General features: G+C 62.6%; 17 protein-coding genes. 13 read left to right on the top strand and 4 right to left on the bottom strand.

The annotated features are described in order from the left end of the window. Nucleotides 1–22: 22 nt before the first annotated feature. The 5 genes from ACQR1I_RS18080 (at nt 23) to ACQR1I_RS18060 (ending at nt 8141) form a co-directional block, all read left to right on the top strand. A complete protein-coding gene (locus ACQR1I_RS18080; RefSeq protein WP_434865915.1) occupies nt 23–4336 on the top strand; it encodes a strawberry notch-like NTP hydrolase domain-containing protein in 4314 nt (1437 codons plus the stop codon). Then, nucleotides 4333–5385 (top strand): DUF7146 domain-containing protein, encoded by a 1053-nt coding sequence (locus tag ACQR1I_RS18075; RefSeq protein WP_434865914.1) that lies wholly within the window; start codon nt 4333–4335, stop codon nt 5383–5385. The genes ACQR1I_RS18080 and ACQR1I_RS18075 overlap by 4 nt, the downstream gene beginning before the upstream one ends. A gap of 343 nt (nt 5386–5728) precedes the next feature. After that, entirely contained in the window at nt 5729–6664 is a 936-nt protein-coding gene (locus tag ACQR1I_RS18070; RefSeq protein ID WP_434888755.1) for a DUF2493 domain-containing protein, read from the top strand. A 154-nt stretch (nt 6665–6818) separates the two neighbouring features. Further along, nucleotides 6819–7286: a hypothetical protein gene (locus ACQR1I_RS18065; protein ID WP_434888754.1), complete on the top strand. Its 468-nt coding sequence runs from the start codon at nt 6819–6821 to the stop codon at nt 7284–7286. A 534-nt stretch (nt 7287–7820) separates the two neighbouring features. After that, nucleotides 7821–8141 carry a DUF736 domain-containing protein gene (locus tag ACQR1I_RS18060; RefSeq protein ID WP_009032057.1) on the top strand — a complete coding sequence of 107 codons (321 nt, stop codon included), beginning with the start codon at nt 7821–7823 and terminating at the stop codon, nt 8139–8141. 268 nt (nt 8142–8409) lie between these two features. On the opposite strand, the gene ACQR1I_RS18055 is transcribed toward ACQR1I_RS18060, so the two are convergent. Together ACQR1I_RS18055 and ACQR1I_RS18050 are read right to left on the bottom strand one after the other, a co-directional pair. Further along, nucleotides 8410–9300 (bottom strand): hypothetical protein, encoded by an 891-nt coding sequence (locus tag ACQR1I_RS18055; RefSeq protein ID WP_434871254.1) that lies wholly within the window; start codon nt 9298–9300, stop codon nt 8410–8412. A gap of 54 nt (nt 9301–9354) precedes the next feature. Continuing rightward, nucleotides 9355–10386 (bottom strand): LOG family protein, encoded by a 1032-nt coding sequence (locus tag ACQR1I_RS18050; RefSeq protein WP_434871253.1) that lies wholly within the window; start codon nt 10384–10386, stop codon nt 9355–9357. 95 nt (nt 10387–10481) lie between these two features. Here ACQR1I_RS18050 and ACQR1I_RS18045 point away from each other — a divergent pair, with 95 nt between their 5' ends. Next, nucleotides 10482–11336, top strand: a complete 855-nt coding sequence (locus ACQR1I_RS18045) for a S1/P1 nuclease (protein ID WP_434871252.1) — start codon at nt 10482–10484, stop codon at nt 11334–11336. Nucleotides 11337–11774: 438 nt separating this feature from the next. Here ACQR1I_RS18045 and ACQR1I_RS18040 read toward each other — a convergent pair whose 3' ends face one another. After that, the gene (locus ACQR1I_RS18040) at nt 11775–12032 is read right to left on the bottom strand and encodes a helix-turn-helix domain-containing protein (protein WP_434871257.1); all 258 of its coding nucleotides are present in this window, start codon (nt 12030–12032) and stop codon (nt 11775–11777) included. 177 nt (nt 12033–12209) lie between these two features. Here ACQR1I_RS18040 and ACQR1I_RS18035 point away from each other — a divergent pair, with 177 nt between their 5' ends. The 7 genes from ACQR1I_RS18035 to ACQR1I_RS18005 all read left to right on the top strand — a co-directional run bounded on the left by ACQR1I_RS18035 (nt 12210) and on the right by ACQR1I_RS18005 (nt 16015). Next, nucleotides 12210–12488, top strand: a complete 279-nt coding sequence (locus ACQR1I_RS18035; RefSeq protein WP_434871251.1) for a DNA -binding domain-containing protein — start codon at nt 12210–12212, stop codon at nt 12486–12488. 167 nt (nt 12489–12655) lie between these two features. Then, a complete protein-coding gene (locus tag ACQR1I_RS18030; protein WP_434871250.1) occupies nt 12656–12844 on the top strand; it encodes a transcriptional regulator domain-containing protein in 189 nt (62 codons plus the stop codon). Between the two features lie 58 nt (nt 12845–12902). Continuing rightward, nucleotides 12903–13424, top strand: a complete 522-nt coding sequence (locus tag ACQR1I_RS18025) for a DUF2285 domain-containing protein (RefSeq protein WP_434871249.1) — start codon at nt 12903–12905, stop codon at nt 13422–13424. Between the two features lie 138 nt (nt 13425–13562). Beyond that, nucleotides 13563–13865, top strand: coding sequence for a helix-turn-helix transcriptional regulator (locus tag ACQR1I_RS18020; RefSeq protein WP_434871248.1), 303 nt, complete (start codon nt 13563–13565; stop codon nt 13863–13865). 2 nt (nt 13866–13867) lie between these two features. Continuing rightward, on the top strand, nt 13868–14749 hold the full coding sequence (locus ACQR1I_RS18015) for a replication initiator protein A (RefSeq protein ID WP_434871256.1): 882 nt from the start codon (nt 13868–13870) through the stop codon (nt 14747–14749). A gap of 292 nt (nt 14750–15041) precedes the next feature. Further along, nucleotides 15042–15506, top strand: coding sequence for a DUF2840 domain-containing protein (locus ACQR1I_RS18010; RefSeq protein ID WP_434871247.1), 465 nt, complete (start codon nt 15042–15044; stop codon nt 15504–15506). Then, the gene (locus ACQR1I_RS18005; protein ID WP_434871246.1) at nt 15503–16015 is read left to right on the top strand and encodes a S26 family signal peptidase; all 513 of its coding nucleotides are present in this window, start codon (nt 15503–15505) and stop codon (nt 16013–16015) included. Before ACQR1I_RS18010 ends, ACQR1I_RS18005 begins: the two co-directional genes overlap by 4 nt. Before the next feature lie 38 nt (nt 16016–16053). On the opposite strand, the gene ACQR1I_RS18000 is transcribed toward ACQR1I_RS18005, so the two are convergent. Then, nucleotides 16054–16377 (bottom strand): hypothetical protein (locus ACQR1I_RS18000; RefSeq protein ID WP_434888753.1); only part of this gene is annotated, 324 nt, incomplete at its 5' end.

Here is a 16377-nt window from a genome sequence, read left to right as displayed (position 1 = left end):
CTCTCCCTTGAGGTTCTTCGCCATGGTCACCGAGACGAGCTGTCACACGGCTCCCTTCGCGCTCCTTGCACGCGCCAAAGCCATCCATCGTGCGGCCGAGCTGCTGCTCCAACATCTTGCCCGCGGCGAGCGCATCGATGCGAGGTGCCTGCGCCACGCCATGCAGACCGCCTTCTGCGCCTCTGATGCCGAGGGCAGCTGGGACTGGAGGACGGCGTACGAGGCTTGCGAGGTCGCCGCCGTTCTGTTTTTGGCGAAGTACGGACCCGCGATGATCAAGGCCAGCAATGGCGTGCCCTCAGCCTTGCTGCCAATGATCTGCAAGATCGCTGCGCTTCTGCCGAGCCATACTCGGCGCTCGATGGAGAGCCAGACCCTTCAGCAGTTCTCGACGCCGCTGCCGTTGGCGCTCGTCGCGGCGGCGACGGCGCAAGTGACCTCGGCCGATCGCGTACTCGAACCTTCCGCAGGCACGGGAAGCTTGGCCATCTTCGCGGAGCTCGCGGGCGGCTCGCTTCTGCTCAACGAACTCGCTGCGAGCCGCGCCGCGTTGCTCGATCTGGTATTCGCAGGGTTGACCGTGACGCGCTTCGATGCCGCGCAGATCGATGACTATCTCGATAGGGCCTGCGTCCCGAGCGTGGTCCTGATGAACCCGCCGTTCTCGGCGACGATGAACGTGGATCGTCCTCAGGCCGATACAACCTTGCGCCATCTCTCTTCGGCGCTCGCGCGGCTTGGAGAGGGCGGACGCCTGGTCGCCATCACAGCCGCTGGTTTTGCGCCGGACAACCCGACCTGGACGGACGCCTTCGTGGGCCTGCAGGACCGAGGTCGTGTCGTGTTCTCCGCCGCAATCGACGGCTCGGTCTACGCACGACAAGGCACCACCACCGCCACGCGCCTGATCGTGATCGACAAGCAGCCGGCGTCGGATCCTCGCGTGTTTCCGCAGTCGGCGGGAATGGCACCGGATGTTCGGACCTTGCTCGAGTGGATCACGGCGCTCGTGCCGCCACGGCTGCCGATGACGGGGTGCCTTCTCGCGCAGGCAAGCGAGCCTGTTGGTCTCCGTGCGAGAGCAGGACGCGTCCCGCCTGCTGCCTGCGAGCCTCCTTCGGCGCCGGCCCGCGAACCGGCCGGCTGCGAGCTCGCCTATGATCTCGTGGATGATCTGCCCGAGGACGGGCCTCGCCTGACGGAGGCGCTCTATGAGCCGTATCAGCTGCAGTCGATCAGGATCCCAGGCGCAAAGCCTCATCCGACGAAGCTGGTGCAATCGGCGGCGATGGCCTCGGTCATGCCGCCCAAGCCTACCTATCGACCGCATGTGCTGCCTCAAATCGTCAGCAACGGCGTTCTATCCGACGCGCAGTTCGAGAGCCTCATCTATGCCGGCGAGGCGCATGGCGGATTTCTCGCAGGCTCCTGGATCGTCGATGAGACCTTCGATCAGGTCCGCGCAGCCAGCGAAGACGCCGAGGGGACGGTGCGTTTCCGGCGTGGCTGGTTCCTCGGCGACGGCACAGGCGCGGGCAAGGGCCGTCAGGTCGCGGGCATCCTGCTGGACAACTGGCTGAAGGGCCGGCACCGGGCGATCTGGGTCAGCAAGTCCGACAAGCTGATCGAGGACGCCCAGCGCGATTGGGCGGCGCTCGGCATGGAGCGCTTGCTGGTCACGCCACTGTCGCGCTTTCGGCAGGGAACGCCGATCCGGCTCGGTGAAGCCATCCTTTTTACGACCTACGCTACGCTACGGACCGATGAGAAGGGCGAGAAGCTTTCGCGCATCGGCCAGATCGTCGACTGGGTAGGGCGCGACTTCGATGGCGTGATCATCTTCGACGAGAGCCATGCGATGCAGAACGCTGCTGGCAGCAAGGGCGAGCGCGGGGAGCAGGCGGCTTCGCAGCAGGGCCGCGCGGGATTGCGGCTGCAACACGCGCTGCCGAATGCGAGGATAGTCTATGTTTCAGCGACGGGGGCGACGACCGTCCACAATCTTGCTTATGCCCAGCGGCTCGGATTGTGGGGTGGCGCCGACTTTCCATTCCCGACGCGGGCCGATTTCGTGGCGGCGATCGAGGAGGGCGGGGTCGCAGCCATGGAGGTGATGGCGCGCGATCTCAAGGCGCTCGGCCTCTATACCGCGCGATCACTGTCCTTCGAGGGCATCGAATACGATCTTCTCGAGCATCAGCTCACGGACGAGCAGGTCCGGATCTACGATGCCTATGCCGAGGCGTTCGCGGTCATTCATAACAATCTCGAGGCCGCGATGCGCGCGGCCAATATCACCGGCGCAACCGGGACGCTGAATGCTCAGGCCAAGTCGGCGGCGCGCTCGGCCTTCGAATCCGCCAAGCAGCGCTTCTTCGGGCATCTGTTGACCTCGATGAAGACGCCGACGCTGATCAATGCGATCAAGCGAGATCTCGAAGCCGGCCATGCCGCCGTCATCCAGATCGTCTCGACGGGCGAGGCCCTGATGGAGCGCCGGCTCGCCGAGATCCCGACCGAGGAATGGGGCGACGTCCAGGTCGATATCACGCCCCGCGAATACGTCCTCGACTATCTCGCCCATTCCTTCCCGGTTCAGCTCTATGAGACGTTCACCGACGGCGAGGGCAATCTGTGCTCGCGCCCGGTGTACCGCGATGGCCAGCCGGTCGAGAGCCGCGAGGCGGTGGCACGTCGCGACGAGATGATCGAGCATCTCGTGTCGCTCGCGCCTGTGCCGGGCGCGCTTGATCAGATCGTCCAGCGGTTCGGCACGGACATGGTCGCCGAAATCACGGGGCGCTGCAGACGGATCGTTCGGATCCGTGACCGGCTCGCTGTAGAGACCCGGCCGGCCTCAGCCAACCTCGCCGAGGCTGTCGCGTTCATGGACGACCAGAAGCGGATCCTGATCTTCTCCGATGCTGGCGGCACCGGGCGCAGCTACCATGCGGAGCTCTCGGCCAAGAACCGGCGGCTGCGGGTGCACTATCTGCTGGAGCCCGGCTGGAAGGCGGATGCCGCGATCCAGGGGCTTGGGCGGACCAACCGCACCAACCAGGCCCAGCCGCCTCTGTTTCGGCCCATCGCGACCGACGTCAAGGCGGAGAAGCGGTTCCTGTCGACGATCGCGCGACGGCTCGACACGCTGGGGGCGATCACCCGTGGTCAGCGTCAGACTGGCGGGCAGGGGCTGTTCCGTCCGGAGGACAATCTGGAAAGCCCGCACGCGCGAGATGCGCTGCGGCAGTTCTATGGGCTTCTCGCGCGCGGCCAGGTTGGGAGTTGCTCTTTGCAGCGCTTCGAGCGGGCGACCGGCCTGAAGCTTACAGACGAGAACGGCCTGCGCGACGAGCTGCCGCCGATCACGACCTTCTTGAACCGGCTGCTGGCGCTGACGATCGAGCTGCAGAACATCCTGTTCACGGTCTTCGAGCAGCTGCTTGCGACGCGGATCGAGGGCGCGATCGCGTCCGGCACTTACGACGCTGGTCTGGAGACGCTGCGCGCCGAAAGCTTCGTCATCAAGGAGCGGCGCACGATTTATACGCATCCGGCCACCGGCGCAGAGACCCATCTGGTCACCATCAGCCAGCGCGACCGCAACAGGCCGATGCCGCTGGACGAGGCATTGGAGCGGCTGCTGCAACGTCGTGCTGTTCCGGTGCGTCATGGTTTGTCCGGGCGGACCGCAATCCAGGTGCCCGCGCCGAGCTGGTTGCTGGATGATGGCGAGATCGAGCAGCGTGTTCATTTGATCGGACCGATGGGGCGCCAGACCCTGCCGGTCGCCAAGCTCGCCGAGCAAGAGTGGGGTGAGACGGACCGTGAGCAGTTCAAGGCGGGCTGGAACGCACAGCTCGCATCCATTCCCGAGTTCACGACAAGCACGATCTATCTCGTTACGGGGCTCCTGCTTCCGATCTGGAAGCGGTTGCCCCACGAGTCCACCCGGGTCTATCGCCTCCAGACTGACGCGGGCGAGCGCATCATCGGCCGCAAGGTCCTGCTGAGCTGGGTGACCACGATGTCAGTGGAGGGGCCTTCGCTTTCAGCCGATGACGCGTTCTCGGCGCTGCTGCGTGACGGGGGCGTGCTCGAACTCGCAGAGGGCTTGCAGCTCCGGCGCGTCCGCGTCATGGGCGCCACTCGGATCGAGCTCGCAGGCTTCTCCGATGGACTCAGGGACTGTCTCCGAGCCTACGGACTGTTCGGTGAGATCATCTCCTGGAAGCTCAGGATGTTCGTGCCAACGGGTGAGGGCGGCGCTGAAATCCTCGCCAAGGTGCTGGAGCGGTTTCCGATCGTGGGTGTTCGTGGGCGGGAGCAGTCGTGATGAGCGATGCATCCGAGCTGGCAGGCCGCCTTGCGCGTGAAGCCGAGTGCGTATGCCGTCACTATCTCTCCAACGGCAAGCGTGAGGGACGGTATTGGCTCGTCGGGGACATCAACAACACGCCCGGGCGCTCGCTGTTCGTGCGTCTGCAGGCGTCAGCGAAGGGAGCGGCTGGCAAATGGACCGATGCCGCAACTGGTGAACATGGCGATCTGCTCGATGTGATCGGCCATACATGCGGCTTGCGCAGCTTCCGTGAGATCGCCGAGGAGGCGCGTCGGTTCCTGAAGCTGCCGACCTCGCAGCGGGAGCCGCCGGCTCCGCGCAAGAACTTCCGACGCTCCAGAGACCCGGTCAGGGCGGCTCGCCGATTGTTTGCGATGGCCCAGCCGATCGCTGGTACCCTCGGTGAAGTGTATTTGCGCAATCGCGACATCGACCCACCCGTGGGCGCCGACGCTCTGCGCTTCCACCCACAATGCTTCTATCGCCCGGACGATGAGACCACTGTCGAGACCTGGCCAGCCCTGATTGCTACCGTGACCGATCTTGAGGGTCACCTCACCGGCGTTCATCGCACCTGGCTCGATCCCGATGGCTTTGATGATCGACGGTTCGGCAAGGCGCCGATCGAGACGCCGCGGCGGGCGATGGGCGATCTGCTCGGACATGCCGTTCGCTTTGGAATGGCCAACGACGTCATGGCGGCCGGTGAGGGCATCGAGACCATGCTATCGTTGCGGACAGTGCTGCCGTTCTTGCCCGTTGCCGCCGCACTCTCCGCCAACCACCTCGCGACACTGCTCTGGCCGGCCACGCTGCGCAGGCTCTATGTCGCTGTCGATGCAGATCATGCCGGCATCACTGCCGCTGAAGCACTGACCGCACGGGCGCTCGACGCCGGCATCGAGGCGATCGCGTTGTGTCCTCGTCTCGAGGACTTCAACGAGGATCTGCGGCTTCTTGGGAAGGCCCAACTCCACGGAGTGGTGCGACGTCAGCTCTTGCCCGAGGACGTCGCGCGCTTCGTGGACGGAGACAAGGCTTGAGGCATCGGCTGGATGCTGCCTGTGAGTGCTGCATTCGTCGCCTGTCGCCCGGACACGGGCCTCCTCATCTGTGACCTTCGAAAGCGCGCCGGGGCCTTCTTCGGAGGCGATCGGACGGCAGGCGGTCCGGTCCGGCAATGGCGGTGCGCAGCTATTTTCCGCCAGCCCGCGCGCGGGCCTTTGCATCGCGAGACAAAATAGCCGCGCACCGCCATCCTCCGCTGTCGCTCCGGCCCGCCGCTCCCGAGGGGATCAGCGGGTTCTGGTCCGGTCCGCCCGCCGTCTTGGAGATCGCTATGGAAGGCCGCGATCGGCGCGGTCAGCGATCACAGACGAGATGACCATGTCCGACCAGCACGACGAGACGCGCGACCCCCGCGGCACCCAATCGACGACCGACTACGCCTTGGCCGAACTCCAACTGCATGGCTACCGGCCTTTCGACGACGAGCCCGATCCGCGGCCGCTGCCGGAGGGCAGGGCAATCGCCGGCGCAGTAGCCGACATCTTCGATGCGCTCGTCGCTACACTTTCCGACACCCGCCTCGAGCCCGAGCTGAAAGATCTGCTCTGGTCGACGGTCAACCTGTTCCATCGCGCGACCTTACGCACCGAGCGCGAGCTCGACGACAACGAGCAGGCGCAGCGGACGAGCCAGCGTGAGCAGAACGGCTCAGAGGTCCGCTCCGTGGAGCTCGAGCGCCTGACCTCGGAAGGAGTGTCGCTGGTCGAGCGCCGCAACGCCCTGGAGCTGTTCCGCGACCTTGCCGCCGAGGCCTTCGAGCTGCATACGCGATCACCGTGGCGGCCGCGATCGGGCTCCCAGGTCAACCATCGCACGCTGACGGCGGCCATGATCGACTCTCGCGACTTCCTCGCAGCCAAGCGCCGCGCCGAGACCGAGGTTATGCTGCCGCCGGGGCCGAAGATCGCTCTTACCGGCGGGCCGGACTTCAATGACGTCGCACTCATTTGGGATCGTCTCGACAAGGTTCACGCCAAACACCAGGACATGGTACTCCTGCACGGTGGCTCGCCGAAAGGCGCCGAACTGATCGCCTCCAAATGGGCGGCAAACCGCAAGGTGCCGCAGATCGCCTTCAAGCCCGATTGGACCAGGCACAACAAGGCTGCACCGTTCAAGCGCAACGACGCCATGCTGGAGACGCTCCCGATCGGCGTCATGGTCTTCCCGGGTTCGGGCATCCAGGGCAACCTCGCCGACAAGGCCCGTCGTCTCGGCATTCCCGTCTGGACCTTCGGCAAGGGCGGCGCGTGAGCGCCGTCAACTCGTCAACCTCATGCGTGGACCACCTCGATCGTTCGCGTGACTCTCCTCAACTTCGTCCAAATCACGATGCATCGTGTTTGGATTGCGCCGCGGTGGTGGTGGAAGGCGCATCCCGTCACAGCTTTGCACGGAGGCCACCACCATGCTCGCGATTGCTCTCATCCTTGGACTGGTCAGCGTCGGGCTTTTGTGCCGTGCGGTGTTCAAGCTTGCGGTCCATGCTCTGCCGTTCTTCGTCGCGGTCACCGTCGGCATGACGGTCCTGAATGCAGGTTGCGGGGGCGGCCTGGCTATTTTGGCCGGCATTGCTGCGGCAGCTTTTACCTTGATGATCGGCCGCGCCCTGTTCGCCTCTTCGACATCCTTGCTGCTACGCGGGCTTGTGGCAGCCGCGTTTCTCGTCCCGGCAGCGATGGCTGGTCGGCAAGTCGCGTTTGCAGTTGCTGCCTTGATTGCCGAGCCTTCACCGTTCTGGCGCGAAATCATTGGATGGTCGGGTGCGCTCTTGGTCGCCGGATACGCTCTGCAGCAGTTGCTCAACAACGAACTGTCCCGTCCGTTGCAGTCCGAGCAGGACAGGGATCGGTCTCTCTACTCCTCACGGCTGTAAGCCTGGACTGTGTAGCCCAACCGCCTGTGGCTTGAGCGGTCCGCGGTTAGGCGTTTGAAAGGCGGGACGTGACCGGCTGAGCGGAGGCGGGCGTCCCTCTGGAAATGGGGCCCTCGGCAGAACGAGCCTTCCGGCGCAAGAGATCAGTACCTCGCGTCAGGCAGTCGCGGACAGGGGCCTCGATTCGCACACGCTATTCTTTTCGGGGATTTCTGATCGTACGCCTGGTTCGCCGAACGTCTTGTATGTCCAGGCCCCCACGTCTCTCCTGAAACTGATCGGCTCGCGACGCACCTTGCCTCTTGATGGCTTGATCTGTCCGAAGACCGGCTGCGCCTCGATCGCCTGAGCGCAACGCCGCCGGCCAACTTTCTTCCCCTGGGCGAAGCCCATTCCTCGCGGGACAAGAAAGTTGGCCAGCGGCATCCTCCGCTGTCGCTGCAGCCCTTCGGGTGCGCCGCCGATCGCCTTCGGCCCGACATGCGCCATCGAGGCCGCGGTGGTCGCGGCCCGAACCAGCCAAGGAGAGACAACATGGCTTCCATCGGTTCCTTCAAGAAGGTCGGCGACGATTTCCAGGGCGAGATCATCACCCTGAGCCTCAAGGCCAAGGGCGTGCGCATCGTCCCCGAGGCCAACCGCTCCAGCGAGAACGCGCCCAGCCACCGCGTCTACGCCGGCCGGGTCGAGATCGGTGCCGCCTGGGCCCGCCGATCAGAGGAAGGACGCGACTATCTCTCGCTCAAGCTCGACGATCCCTCGTTCAACGCCCCGATCTACGCCAACTTGTTCGACGACGAAGGCGGCGAGGGATACACGCTCCTCTGGTCGCGGCCGCGCAAGGCAGCCGAGTGAAGCTAGATCGTCCCCGTCCGAGTGATCCGGGCGGGGACAATTGATCTGGACCAAATGGCTAGCACTGGCTCGGTAGGTCGCGAAAGCCGGCGGTATTGGCGGCTTCGCGAGGGCCTGCCACTTGCGGCGCAGGAGGGAAGTATGCGTCAGGTCAGTTGCAGGCTAGGGCGTTGGACGCCAGGAGAGACGTGGCGATAGAGATAGTTCGCGCCGCCCAATCATGGAGAGCGACAGATTCCGAGAGAGATCTTTGGACAGGCAATGCCGACTATTTTTCGGCGGTCTTGGTGTCAGTTGCAGGCTGTTGCCTCAACTTTTGCCAGTGCCGCTCCTCCAAAGCGCTGACGATGCTGTGAAGCAGAACGTCAGGACGATTTGTCACCAGCCTTGCGCACTGACTCGCGGCACGGCCACCGGCTGAACCGGAATAGAGCAGGATTCTGGACGTCAGGTGATCCGTATAACCTTGATCGAGGTCGGAAATTGCTTCAGGCAAGCTGAAGCCAGTAGCCTTAGTCTTTCCCTGGAGTAAGTCGCTGTTGAGCGAGGCTAGGTCGACCGTTACGTTCGGCGGCAACTCGAAATAGTGGGCAGGGCACTTGCGTAAAGGTAGAGCCTGATCGCCTTCTCTGACAACATCGGTGATGATGAGGTCCGGCTCCAGGACAGGAACGAAGCGAACCGCGTCACTGGTGTTCTTGACCCTGAACACCTGAATTCCGATGGCCTTAAGCGCATCACGCTCAGGATCGTTGTTTGTGGGATGATCGTCCACCCAGAGGACACGCGAGCCAACGATCGCTGGCGCACTTCGAGCTGCGCGCTCAATCGCTCCCTCGGCGAAAGCGAGATTGGTAACATCCGCCTTGTCTTTTGCGATCCTGGCAACCGCCTGTTCGGCTGAAATTTGGCGCTCGATGCTCCAGCCAAGGAAGCCGACCTTGTTGGCGCTGTTGAGCCACTGAAGCGCATAGGTCTCCACAGCTTCGTGTTTACTCCAGAGCAATCCCAGTACGGCCAGAACAAGCATAAGCTTTCCCAAAGCGGTCAGCGCGTCGACAAACGAAGCGATTTGCGCGCTAAGGGAGGGCGAAGCGGGCTCGGGCGATTGCATGTCACCTTTTCCCTTGGGAGAGCCTTTAATAGAGTTTTCCGACATGCCAATGATTCCGGCTCAATTAATCGGTTAGATTCGGCTCAAATTGTGCACGCGCTATACCGCGCTGGGCTTATCCGCGAGAGCGGCGATCGTGACGTTAGGGTGGGGCGGTGCAAAACCGGAGATGAAATCGACCGCAGCCTCGACGCTGCTGGTAAAGAGCACGCGGCTTTTGTACTCGGCTGAACCCGCAAACAGGGAATCCAGCAGGGGCTGCACGGGACGGTCAGTACTCCAAGTTGGTCCGAAGAAGACCATCGGACTGAAATAGCCTGCACCCTGCTTGGCCGGGAAAGTATGGTAGTAGTTCTGCGCCGCGTCCTGGAACACCTCCTGTAATGTCCCGGCGCCGCCCTTCACATAGACGATGCCATGCGTTGCCACGGCGAGAAGGCCGTCTTCGCGAATACTGTTCTGGAAGTACTTGGCAATGCCTTCTGCGAACGGGCTGAACGGCTCCTGGCCATATTGATAGGTCGGGATCGATATGCCCGCGCCTTTCTTTCCCTGAGACTTCCAAATTTCGATCGCTGGCTTACTCCAGGCTGCATACTCTTCTACGATCTTGAAGTCGGGCGTGCCATCTGGAGCGAGGATCTTGTTCTGATCGGGGGGCAACGTGAGCACCCCCGCAGCTGCAAAGTCGTTGAGCGCCTTGCGAAGGCCCTCGTCATTTCCGGCAAACAAGGCCCCGAGATGAGTAGCCTCCATGGCACCAGGGCCGCCGCCACTGAGGACCAACATCCCACGCTCGGCGAGCCCCTTGGCAATCTGGGCTGTCAGGGCATAGTCGGAGTCTGGAGTATTGGATCGCGCCATACTATGGCCACCCATGATCGCCGCGACCCGTTTACCATCCAGGACATTGGCTAGATGCTGGGTGATGGTCGCATCGTGCAGCGACCTCATCAGACTCGCCAGGTAATCATCCGGCTGCGCTCCGCCGGCGCGGACATATTCCTGCATGATCCTGAAATCGAGACTGTTGGCGTAGCTTCGGACATCGGCAGGATCGTAGCCAGTGAGCAATTCTTCGGCGGAGTAAAGAGATCGGCGAATGGGATCGAAGGTAAAATTCGGCGTCATAAGCCCTCCAAGGAGGTCGACTAAAATATTGACTTCAGAAATGGGGCTAGAGTTGCATACTAGTTCCCGCCAACTTTAGGTCGCAAGGGGTTTTCATGATCAGAATAGCTTTTTGTGTCGCAGCATTGCTGTCCATTCCCGGCCAGGCGTTCGCCTGGGGGCAGGAGGGACATTCCATCGTCGCCGAGGTTGCTCAGCGGCGGCTCTCGAAGGAAGCGGCCGAAGCCATCAGCAAGCTGCTGTGGCCGGACCCTAACAACCCCCTTCCCGCGTTCTCACTCCCATCCCTGGCCTCAAGCGCAAGCTGGGCGGATGACTACCGCTCCGGCCACGCCGAGACGGGCAAGTGGCACTACATCAACTCTCCGGTCGACACCGCGATCAACTGGCCGGGTGACTGCGGCGCGGGGTGCGTGGTCAGCAAGCTGGAAGACCTCAAGAAGGAGATGCGATGCGAGACCGATCCCGCCAAGAAGATCGATAACCTCAGGTTCGCGGTGCATTTCCTTGGCGACATCCACCAGCCGTTTCACACCGTCAAGGAAGAGGAAGGTGCCAACGGCGTTCACCTGCATATGCTGATTCCTGGAGATATCTGTGAGGGCCGCACCTGCCTTGTGGCGCACGAATGGCAAAACCTGCACGAGGTCTGGGATTCGACTCTAATCACCAAGACCACTTACGCTTGGGGTTCCTACGTCGACGCCCTGGAAAAGGGATGGCTCAAGAACGCAGACGTCGCCAAGGAAGCGCAAGGCTCACCCCTCGACTGGGCAAATGAGGCCCATGCCATCGCCAAGGAGATGTGGGTCGCTGAAGGTACGACGCTGGACCGCAGCTACTTCAGGAAGGCGAAGCCGAAAGTAGAGATGCAGTTGGGGCGCGCAGGTCTCAGGCTAGCCCGCTATCTCAATGAGATTTATGCCTCGCCCAGCTGTCCATCTAACTAAATCTGATTCAGAAGTCTTCTGGCGGCTGGTTGGAAGGGCGTCCCATGCCGCCCGAAGGCCTCACACGCCTGTTCATGGCTACGGGTGCTGTCGACCTTCTGCTCGCCCGGGTGGCTGCCGGGATAGAAGCCGCAGGACCATTGCCAGGCGGGCGGGCCCATAGGACCTTCCGTACGCTTGGCAATCGTGACGGCCTGGACATCCCCGAAATAGATGCGCCGAAGTCTCCTTCGGTGATTGTGGATCGCGGCGGCGGGTCAGGGTGGTCATGCCCGTATTGATTCCAGCGCAGCGGCTGAAAGGTGAGCCGCTAAGTCTGCGGGCGTAATGCCTGATGTCCCCCAGCACTTGGCTGAAGGGGCTTTTCGGAACTCGGAGGGGAGAGCCAGGACGCTGCCGAGCAGGACCCGACTGCCAAACTTTGAGCACGCTTTGGCATTATCGGTTCTTGATACGTCGCCCGTTCTTGTTGAGATCCACTGCCGGCGGCGTCGGCTTCAACAGGTCTGCCGGCTCGACGCCGAGGCCAGCCGCGAGAGCGGCGAGCACGTCGATCGAGACGGCATTGCGGCTTCTCTCAACCAAGCTGATATAGGTCCGATCAATATCGGCGCGGTGGGCGAGTTCTTCCTGCGAAACGCCTTTGGTTCGGCGCAAGCGCTTCAAGTTGGCGGCCAAGACGTCTCGGATGTTCATCTCCAAGACAGCACAGGCTTGTCGAGTATTTCACCACGGAGTATTTTCTACAAATCGGGACCAAGCGATTGATTACGTTGGCTAATGGTGCCTCGTCTCGGTCTCCTGTAGGGCTGCTCCCGTCTCTCTCGTCGGCAAAAAAAGAGCATTGTGTTTGATTTTGTAGGTTTCTAACCGATGTCCTTTCCTCCGCTCGATCCTGATGTGGCCGATACTGCTCCGACCGAGCCCGTTCTGACGCCGTACGACGAGGAGCACCTCGTCACGTATCTCCGGCTTCTCGATGCAGAGGCGGCCGGCGCCGACTGGGAAGAGGTCGCGCAGATCGTTCTGCACATTGATCCGGTCCGCGAACCCGAACGCGCCCGCCGCGCATTCGACAGCCATCTGGCGCGGGCAAAGTGGTTGTCAGAGGAAGGTTACAACCACTTCCTACGTAGTCCCCCAGAGACCTGAAGTTGTGCAACCAGAGCGGAACTTGATCGTCTCAAGCAATCGTGTAGTTGGTTTGGGCTGTAGTCCGCATCCATTTACCTGCGCGAGTCGAGAATCTCTTCAACAATCTTAAATGGCGCCATCATTGGTCTGTTGCGTTGCAGTCCTAACTTGATGAGGACAGCACGATGGCGGAATTCGATTGGCGCTCACCCAAGGCCTACGCGAACATTCATCGCGCGGACCGTCCAGGCTTCGCTTGGGAGAGTGTTCGCCGATCACCGAACTATCGTGCGCAGTTCTCAGCGATAACACATCCTGATCGCAGTGCGCCTGCCAACTTCCGGAAGCATTGGGGGTTGATATTTCGCCGCTGATCCCGCGCTGCCTTTCGATGCCCAGTCCGTGTTCTGGGCACCTGAGCGGTTGTCTACTGTGCTGGCGCTTGTCGAGATCGGCACGCGCGTGCCAGTGGTCACGCCGATCGTAAAACTGCCTTCGTTTGCGCCGGACCAGCTTCGGCGGGCGATGGACGGCTGGCATGTCGTCGTTCGAATCGGCACAAATCAGCATCGCGTGTGGCTGCGCAGGAAGCCGATGAGCACGGCGTCCTACGCGGTGCTGCTGCCGTATGACCGCGACTTCAAGATGCGCCACCATGCCGCCGACCGGCTCTGGCGTGCTCTGCGCGCGCAGCCGCTTGGACCCGCCTCCGACGGCTTGACGGAGCAGCGCCGCACGCGCCTGGTGCTGATCTTGCGCGCGCTCGACGGTTGGCAGCAGGGCAATAGTCATCGGACGATTGCGGAAGTGCTGTTCGGCGCAGCGCGCATTCCTGCGCGCGCTTGGAAAACGAGCGAAGTGCGCAGCCTTACCCGACGTCTGGTCGAGGACGGCCTGTCCTTGATCCGCGGGGGATATCGGCAACTCCTGCGACCGCCGCGCAAGGACGAATAGCTTCACGGAAATTGAGGAGGTGGCCGGAAACGGCCCCCTCGATCTGCGGCCTCCCCCTTCGCTGTTCTACGCCTCCATGCTGACCGTCGACGCGCTGCACTACGCGCAAGCGCGCAGGTCTGTCCTGGAGGTTGCCAGATGTCCGATTCCTTAGCCGGTCTTCCGCCGCGCTTTCTTCGTACACCCGAGGCTGCGCGTTATCTCGGCCTGTCCGGCCGCACGCTCGAGAAGCACCGGACCTACGGCACTGGCCCGACCTATCGCAAGATCGGCGGACGCGTCGTCTATGCGCTCGACGACCTCAAGGCTTGGGTTGATCGCGGCACGAAAACGTCCACCGCCGATCCCGGGCAGGGGACGGTCCTGCCGGCGAAGAGGCATGCAGGTCTCGTTCCCTATGCGGGCAAAGAGCGTCGCGTACAGCGCGCCGTGCGCGCGTGAGCATGCGTCATTTGCGCAAATCCGAGCGTGCACAGCTCGATCTGTTTCGCGCGCTGCCTGGCGATCTCGCGCCACGCGATGCGCAGGATCTGATGGCCTATCCGTTCTTCTCGCTGGCCAAAGCCAAACGCGTCGTGCCGATCGATTTCCGCGCAGGAAGCGTCGCGATCCGTGTTGAGGCCGTCCCCGAGCACGGCATGGCAACCATCTGGGACGCGGATGTTTTGATCTGGGCAGCGTCGCAGATTGTCGGAGCGCGTGACGCCGGACTGAAGACATCGCGTCTGATGGCGGCGACGCCGTATGAGATCCTGAACTTCGTCGGGCGTGGTACCGGCGCGCGCGATTACGACCGTCTGAAAGCAGGTCTCGACCGCCTGCAATCGACGACCGTGCTGACCTCGATCCGTCAACCGACGGAGCGGCGGCGGCACCGCTTCTCCTGGATCAACGAGTGGAAGGAGACTGCGGATGCGCATGGCAGTCCGTCCGGACTGCAGCTGATCCTGCCGGATTGGTTCTATTCGGGCGTAATTGACGATGCGCTCGTGCTGACGATCGACCGCCAATATTTTGCACTGACAGGCGGCTTGGAGCGCTGGCTCTATCGTCTCGTGCGCAAGCATGGCGGTCATCAGGACGGCGGCTGGAGCTTCGATCTCGGCTATCTCCACGCCAAGTCCGGCAGCCTCTCGCCGCTCAAACATTTCGCCTACGATCTGCGCGAAATCGTCCGCCGTCAGACATTGCCGGGCTACGAGCTCGTGCTGACCCGCGATCCGAACGGAACCGAGCGGCTGAACTTCACCGCCGCCATGACGGACCCCGTCGCTCGGCGCTTCGCCAAGCATCACTCATCGAGCGCTGCGGGGGACAAGCTGTGAATTGTCTCGTGCTATCGGGGACCGTAAGGCTCGTGCTATCGGGGACCGGATCCTCGTGCTATCGGGGACCAAAATCGGTCTTAAGTCGCTCTGCCGGCTTAGCTTTTCGGCCCCTTAACTTACCTAACTGCAAAATCCTTCGGATTTTGTCTAACGGTCACCGTCTGCGCCGCGCCGTTGGACGCCTGCTGCCTTTGCGTGAGCGGCCTTCCGGGATGCTGGAGCGGCCTTCTGTGCGCTCGTGCCGGGCCCTCCAGCGCCTCCCAGTCCTGTCCAGCCGAGAGATGATCCGATGAGCGAGCTGACGCGCGTCCAGCTGCTATGGCTGCAGGGCAAGATCGAGAACCGCATCCGTTTCGGCCGAACCGTTCAAGAGCTGCGGCTCGATCACTATCGACGCGTGGTCTCATTCACGCCGGGCAGCGTGTTTGCTTTCGTCCGCTGGTCGTCGAATGACTACGGCACGGTGCTGTCGCGGATCGACATATTGCAGGCTGTCCGCCCCGGGGAAGCCTGCGCGACCGTGCCCTTCGTCGGCCCTGGAGCTGCAATTCTCCTGCAAGTGTTCGGCTGGCCGAAGGTCGAGCGCGTGCTGCAGCACATCGACGCGGTCGAGGCGCTCGGCATCGACCCAGTGGATGTCGCACCGGATCATTGGCGGCACGTTCAGAACCGCTTCACGACCAACGAACCGCCGCGGCCCTACACGCTGCTCCGGCACCGCGCCTGGTTGCATCGCCGGAGTATCATGCCATGAGACAGCGCTTTTCCATCGCTGTGGCGTTGCTTTCCGGCGTCTCGCTCCTGCTCGGAACGAGTGCGCTCGATCCGCAGCCGCGCTTGATCTGGAATGCCTCTGAAAGCGTGCCAATCGGGCTCTATGCCGTGCAGCCGGTCAGCGACTGGTACGTCACCGAGCTGGTCGTTGTGCGGCCTCATCAGCAGCTAGCGGCGTTCCTCGCCGCCGGCGGCTTCTTGCCGGTCGGCGTCCCGATGCTGAAGCGGATCCTTGCCCTTCCCGGCCAAACGGTCTGTCGCCGTGAGCTAGCCATCAGCGTGGATGATGTCGAGGTAGGAGCCGCGCAACAGACCGATCGCCGGGGCCATCCGCTGCCGGATTGGCAGGGCTGCCGTATCGTCGGCGACGGTCAGATCTTCCTGATGAATTGGCAGTCTGACAGCTCGTTTGACGGCCGATATTTCGGTTTGACGGCGATGTCTGATGTCATCGGACGCGCAGTTCCCGTGTTCACGGGGGAGCCGTGATGATGCGCTCAGTCTGCAGTCCAACTGCAAAACACGCGTCAGATCTGATGCAAAGCAGCTGCGCTCGAATGCGATCTATGTGCGCGTCGAAGACTGGATTCTTCGTCGGCGAAGTCGAGAGAATTGTCGAATTTGGAGTTGATGTCGGTCACATCGAGGTGCGGATTCTCGCGATCTCCATTCTCCGTCGATTTCAGGACCGCCGAGAGTTCTCTGGAGTAGCCGAACCTTCGACGGAGAGCGCAGTCGTACGAGCGAATTGCCGAGAAGGATGGGGGTCGAAAGAGGGCGACGTAAGCGTCCGGCCGCTGCACATACCTCAGGTCTTGATATGATCGGCCAGCTTCCAGCTCCACGGCAGC

The organism is Bradyrhizobium sp. HKCCYLS2038, assembly GCF_051167655.1.
In the GTDB taxonomy this organism is placed as follows: Bacteria; Pseudomonadota; Alphaproteobacteria; order Rhizobiales; family Xanthobacteraceae; genus Bradyrhizobium.
Note: the sequence above shows the minus strand (reverse complement) of the source record. Positions and strands in the feature narration are given on the sequence as shown.

Excerpts from the sequence above, each read along its gene's own strand:
- ACQR1I_RS18005 (WP_434871246.1), top strand. The coding sequence starts at position 15,503 with ATGAGACAGCGCTTTTCCATCGCTGTGGCGTTGCTTTCCGGCGTCTCG.
- ACQR1I_RS18060 (WP_009032057.1), top strand. The coding sequence starts at position 7,821 with ATGGCTTCCATCGGTTCCTTCAAGAAGGTCGGCGACGATTTCCAGGGC.
- ACQR1I_RS18055 (WP_434871254.1), bottom strand. The coding sequence starts at position 9,300 with ATGTCGGAAAACTCTATTAAAGGCTCTCCCAAGGGAAAAGGTGACATG.
- ACQR1I_RS18020 (WP_434871248.1), top strand. The coding sequence starts at position 13,563 with ATGTCCGATTCCTTAGCCGGTCTTCCGCCGCGCTTTCTTCGTACACCC.
- ACQR1I_RS18035 (WP_434871251.1), top strand. The coding sequence starts at position 12,210 with ATGTCCTTTCCTCCGCTCGATCCTGATGTGGCCGATACTGCTCCGACC.
- ACQR1I_RS18050 (WP_434871253.1), bottom strand. The coding sequence starts at position 10,386 with ATGACGCCGAATTTTACCTTCGATCCCATTCGCCGATCTCTTTACTCC.
- ACQR1I_RS18040 (WP_434871257.1), bottom strand. The coding sequence starts at position 12,032 with ATGAACATCCGAGACGTCTTGGCCGCCAACTTGAAGCGCTTGCGCCGA.
- ACQR1I_RS18065 (WP_434888754.1), top strand. The coding sequence starts at position 6,819 with ATGCTCGCGATTGCTCTCATCCTTGGACTGGTCAGCGTCGGGCTTTTG.
- ACQR1I_RS18010 (WP_434871247.1), top strand. The coding sequence starts at position 15,042 with ATGAGCGAGCTGACGCGCGTCCAGCTGCTATGGCTGCAGGGCAAGATC.
- ACQR1I_RS18070 (WP_434888755.1), top strand. The coding sequence starts at position 5,729 with ATGTCCGACCAGCACGACGAGACGCGCGACCCCCGCGGCACCCAATCG.
- ACQR1I_RS18030 (WP_434871250.1), top strand. The coding sequence starts at position 12,656 with ATGGCGGAATTCGATTGGCGCTCACCCAAGGCCTACGCGAACATTCAT.
- ACQR1I_RS18080 (WP_434865915.1), top strand. The coding sequence starts at position 23 with ATGGTCACCGAGACGAGCTGTCACACGGCTCCCTTCGCGCTCCTTGCA.
- ACQR1I_RS18045 (WP_434871252.1), top strand. The coding sequence starts at position 10,482 with ATGATCAGAATAGCTTTTTGTGTCGCAGCATTGCTGTCCATTCCCGGC.
- ACQR1I_RS18015 (WP_434871256.1), top strand. The coding sequence starts at position 13,868 with ATGCGTCATTTGCGCAAATCCGAGCGTGCACAGCTCGATCTGTTTCGC.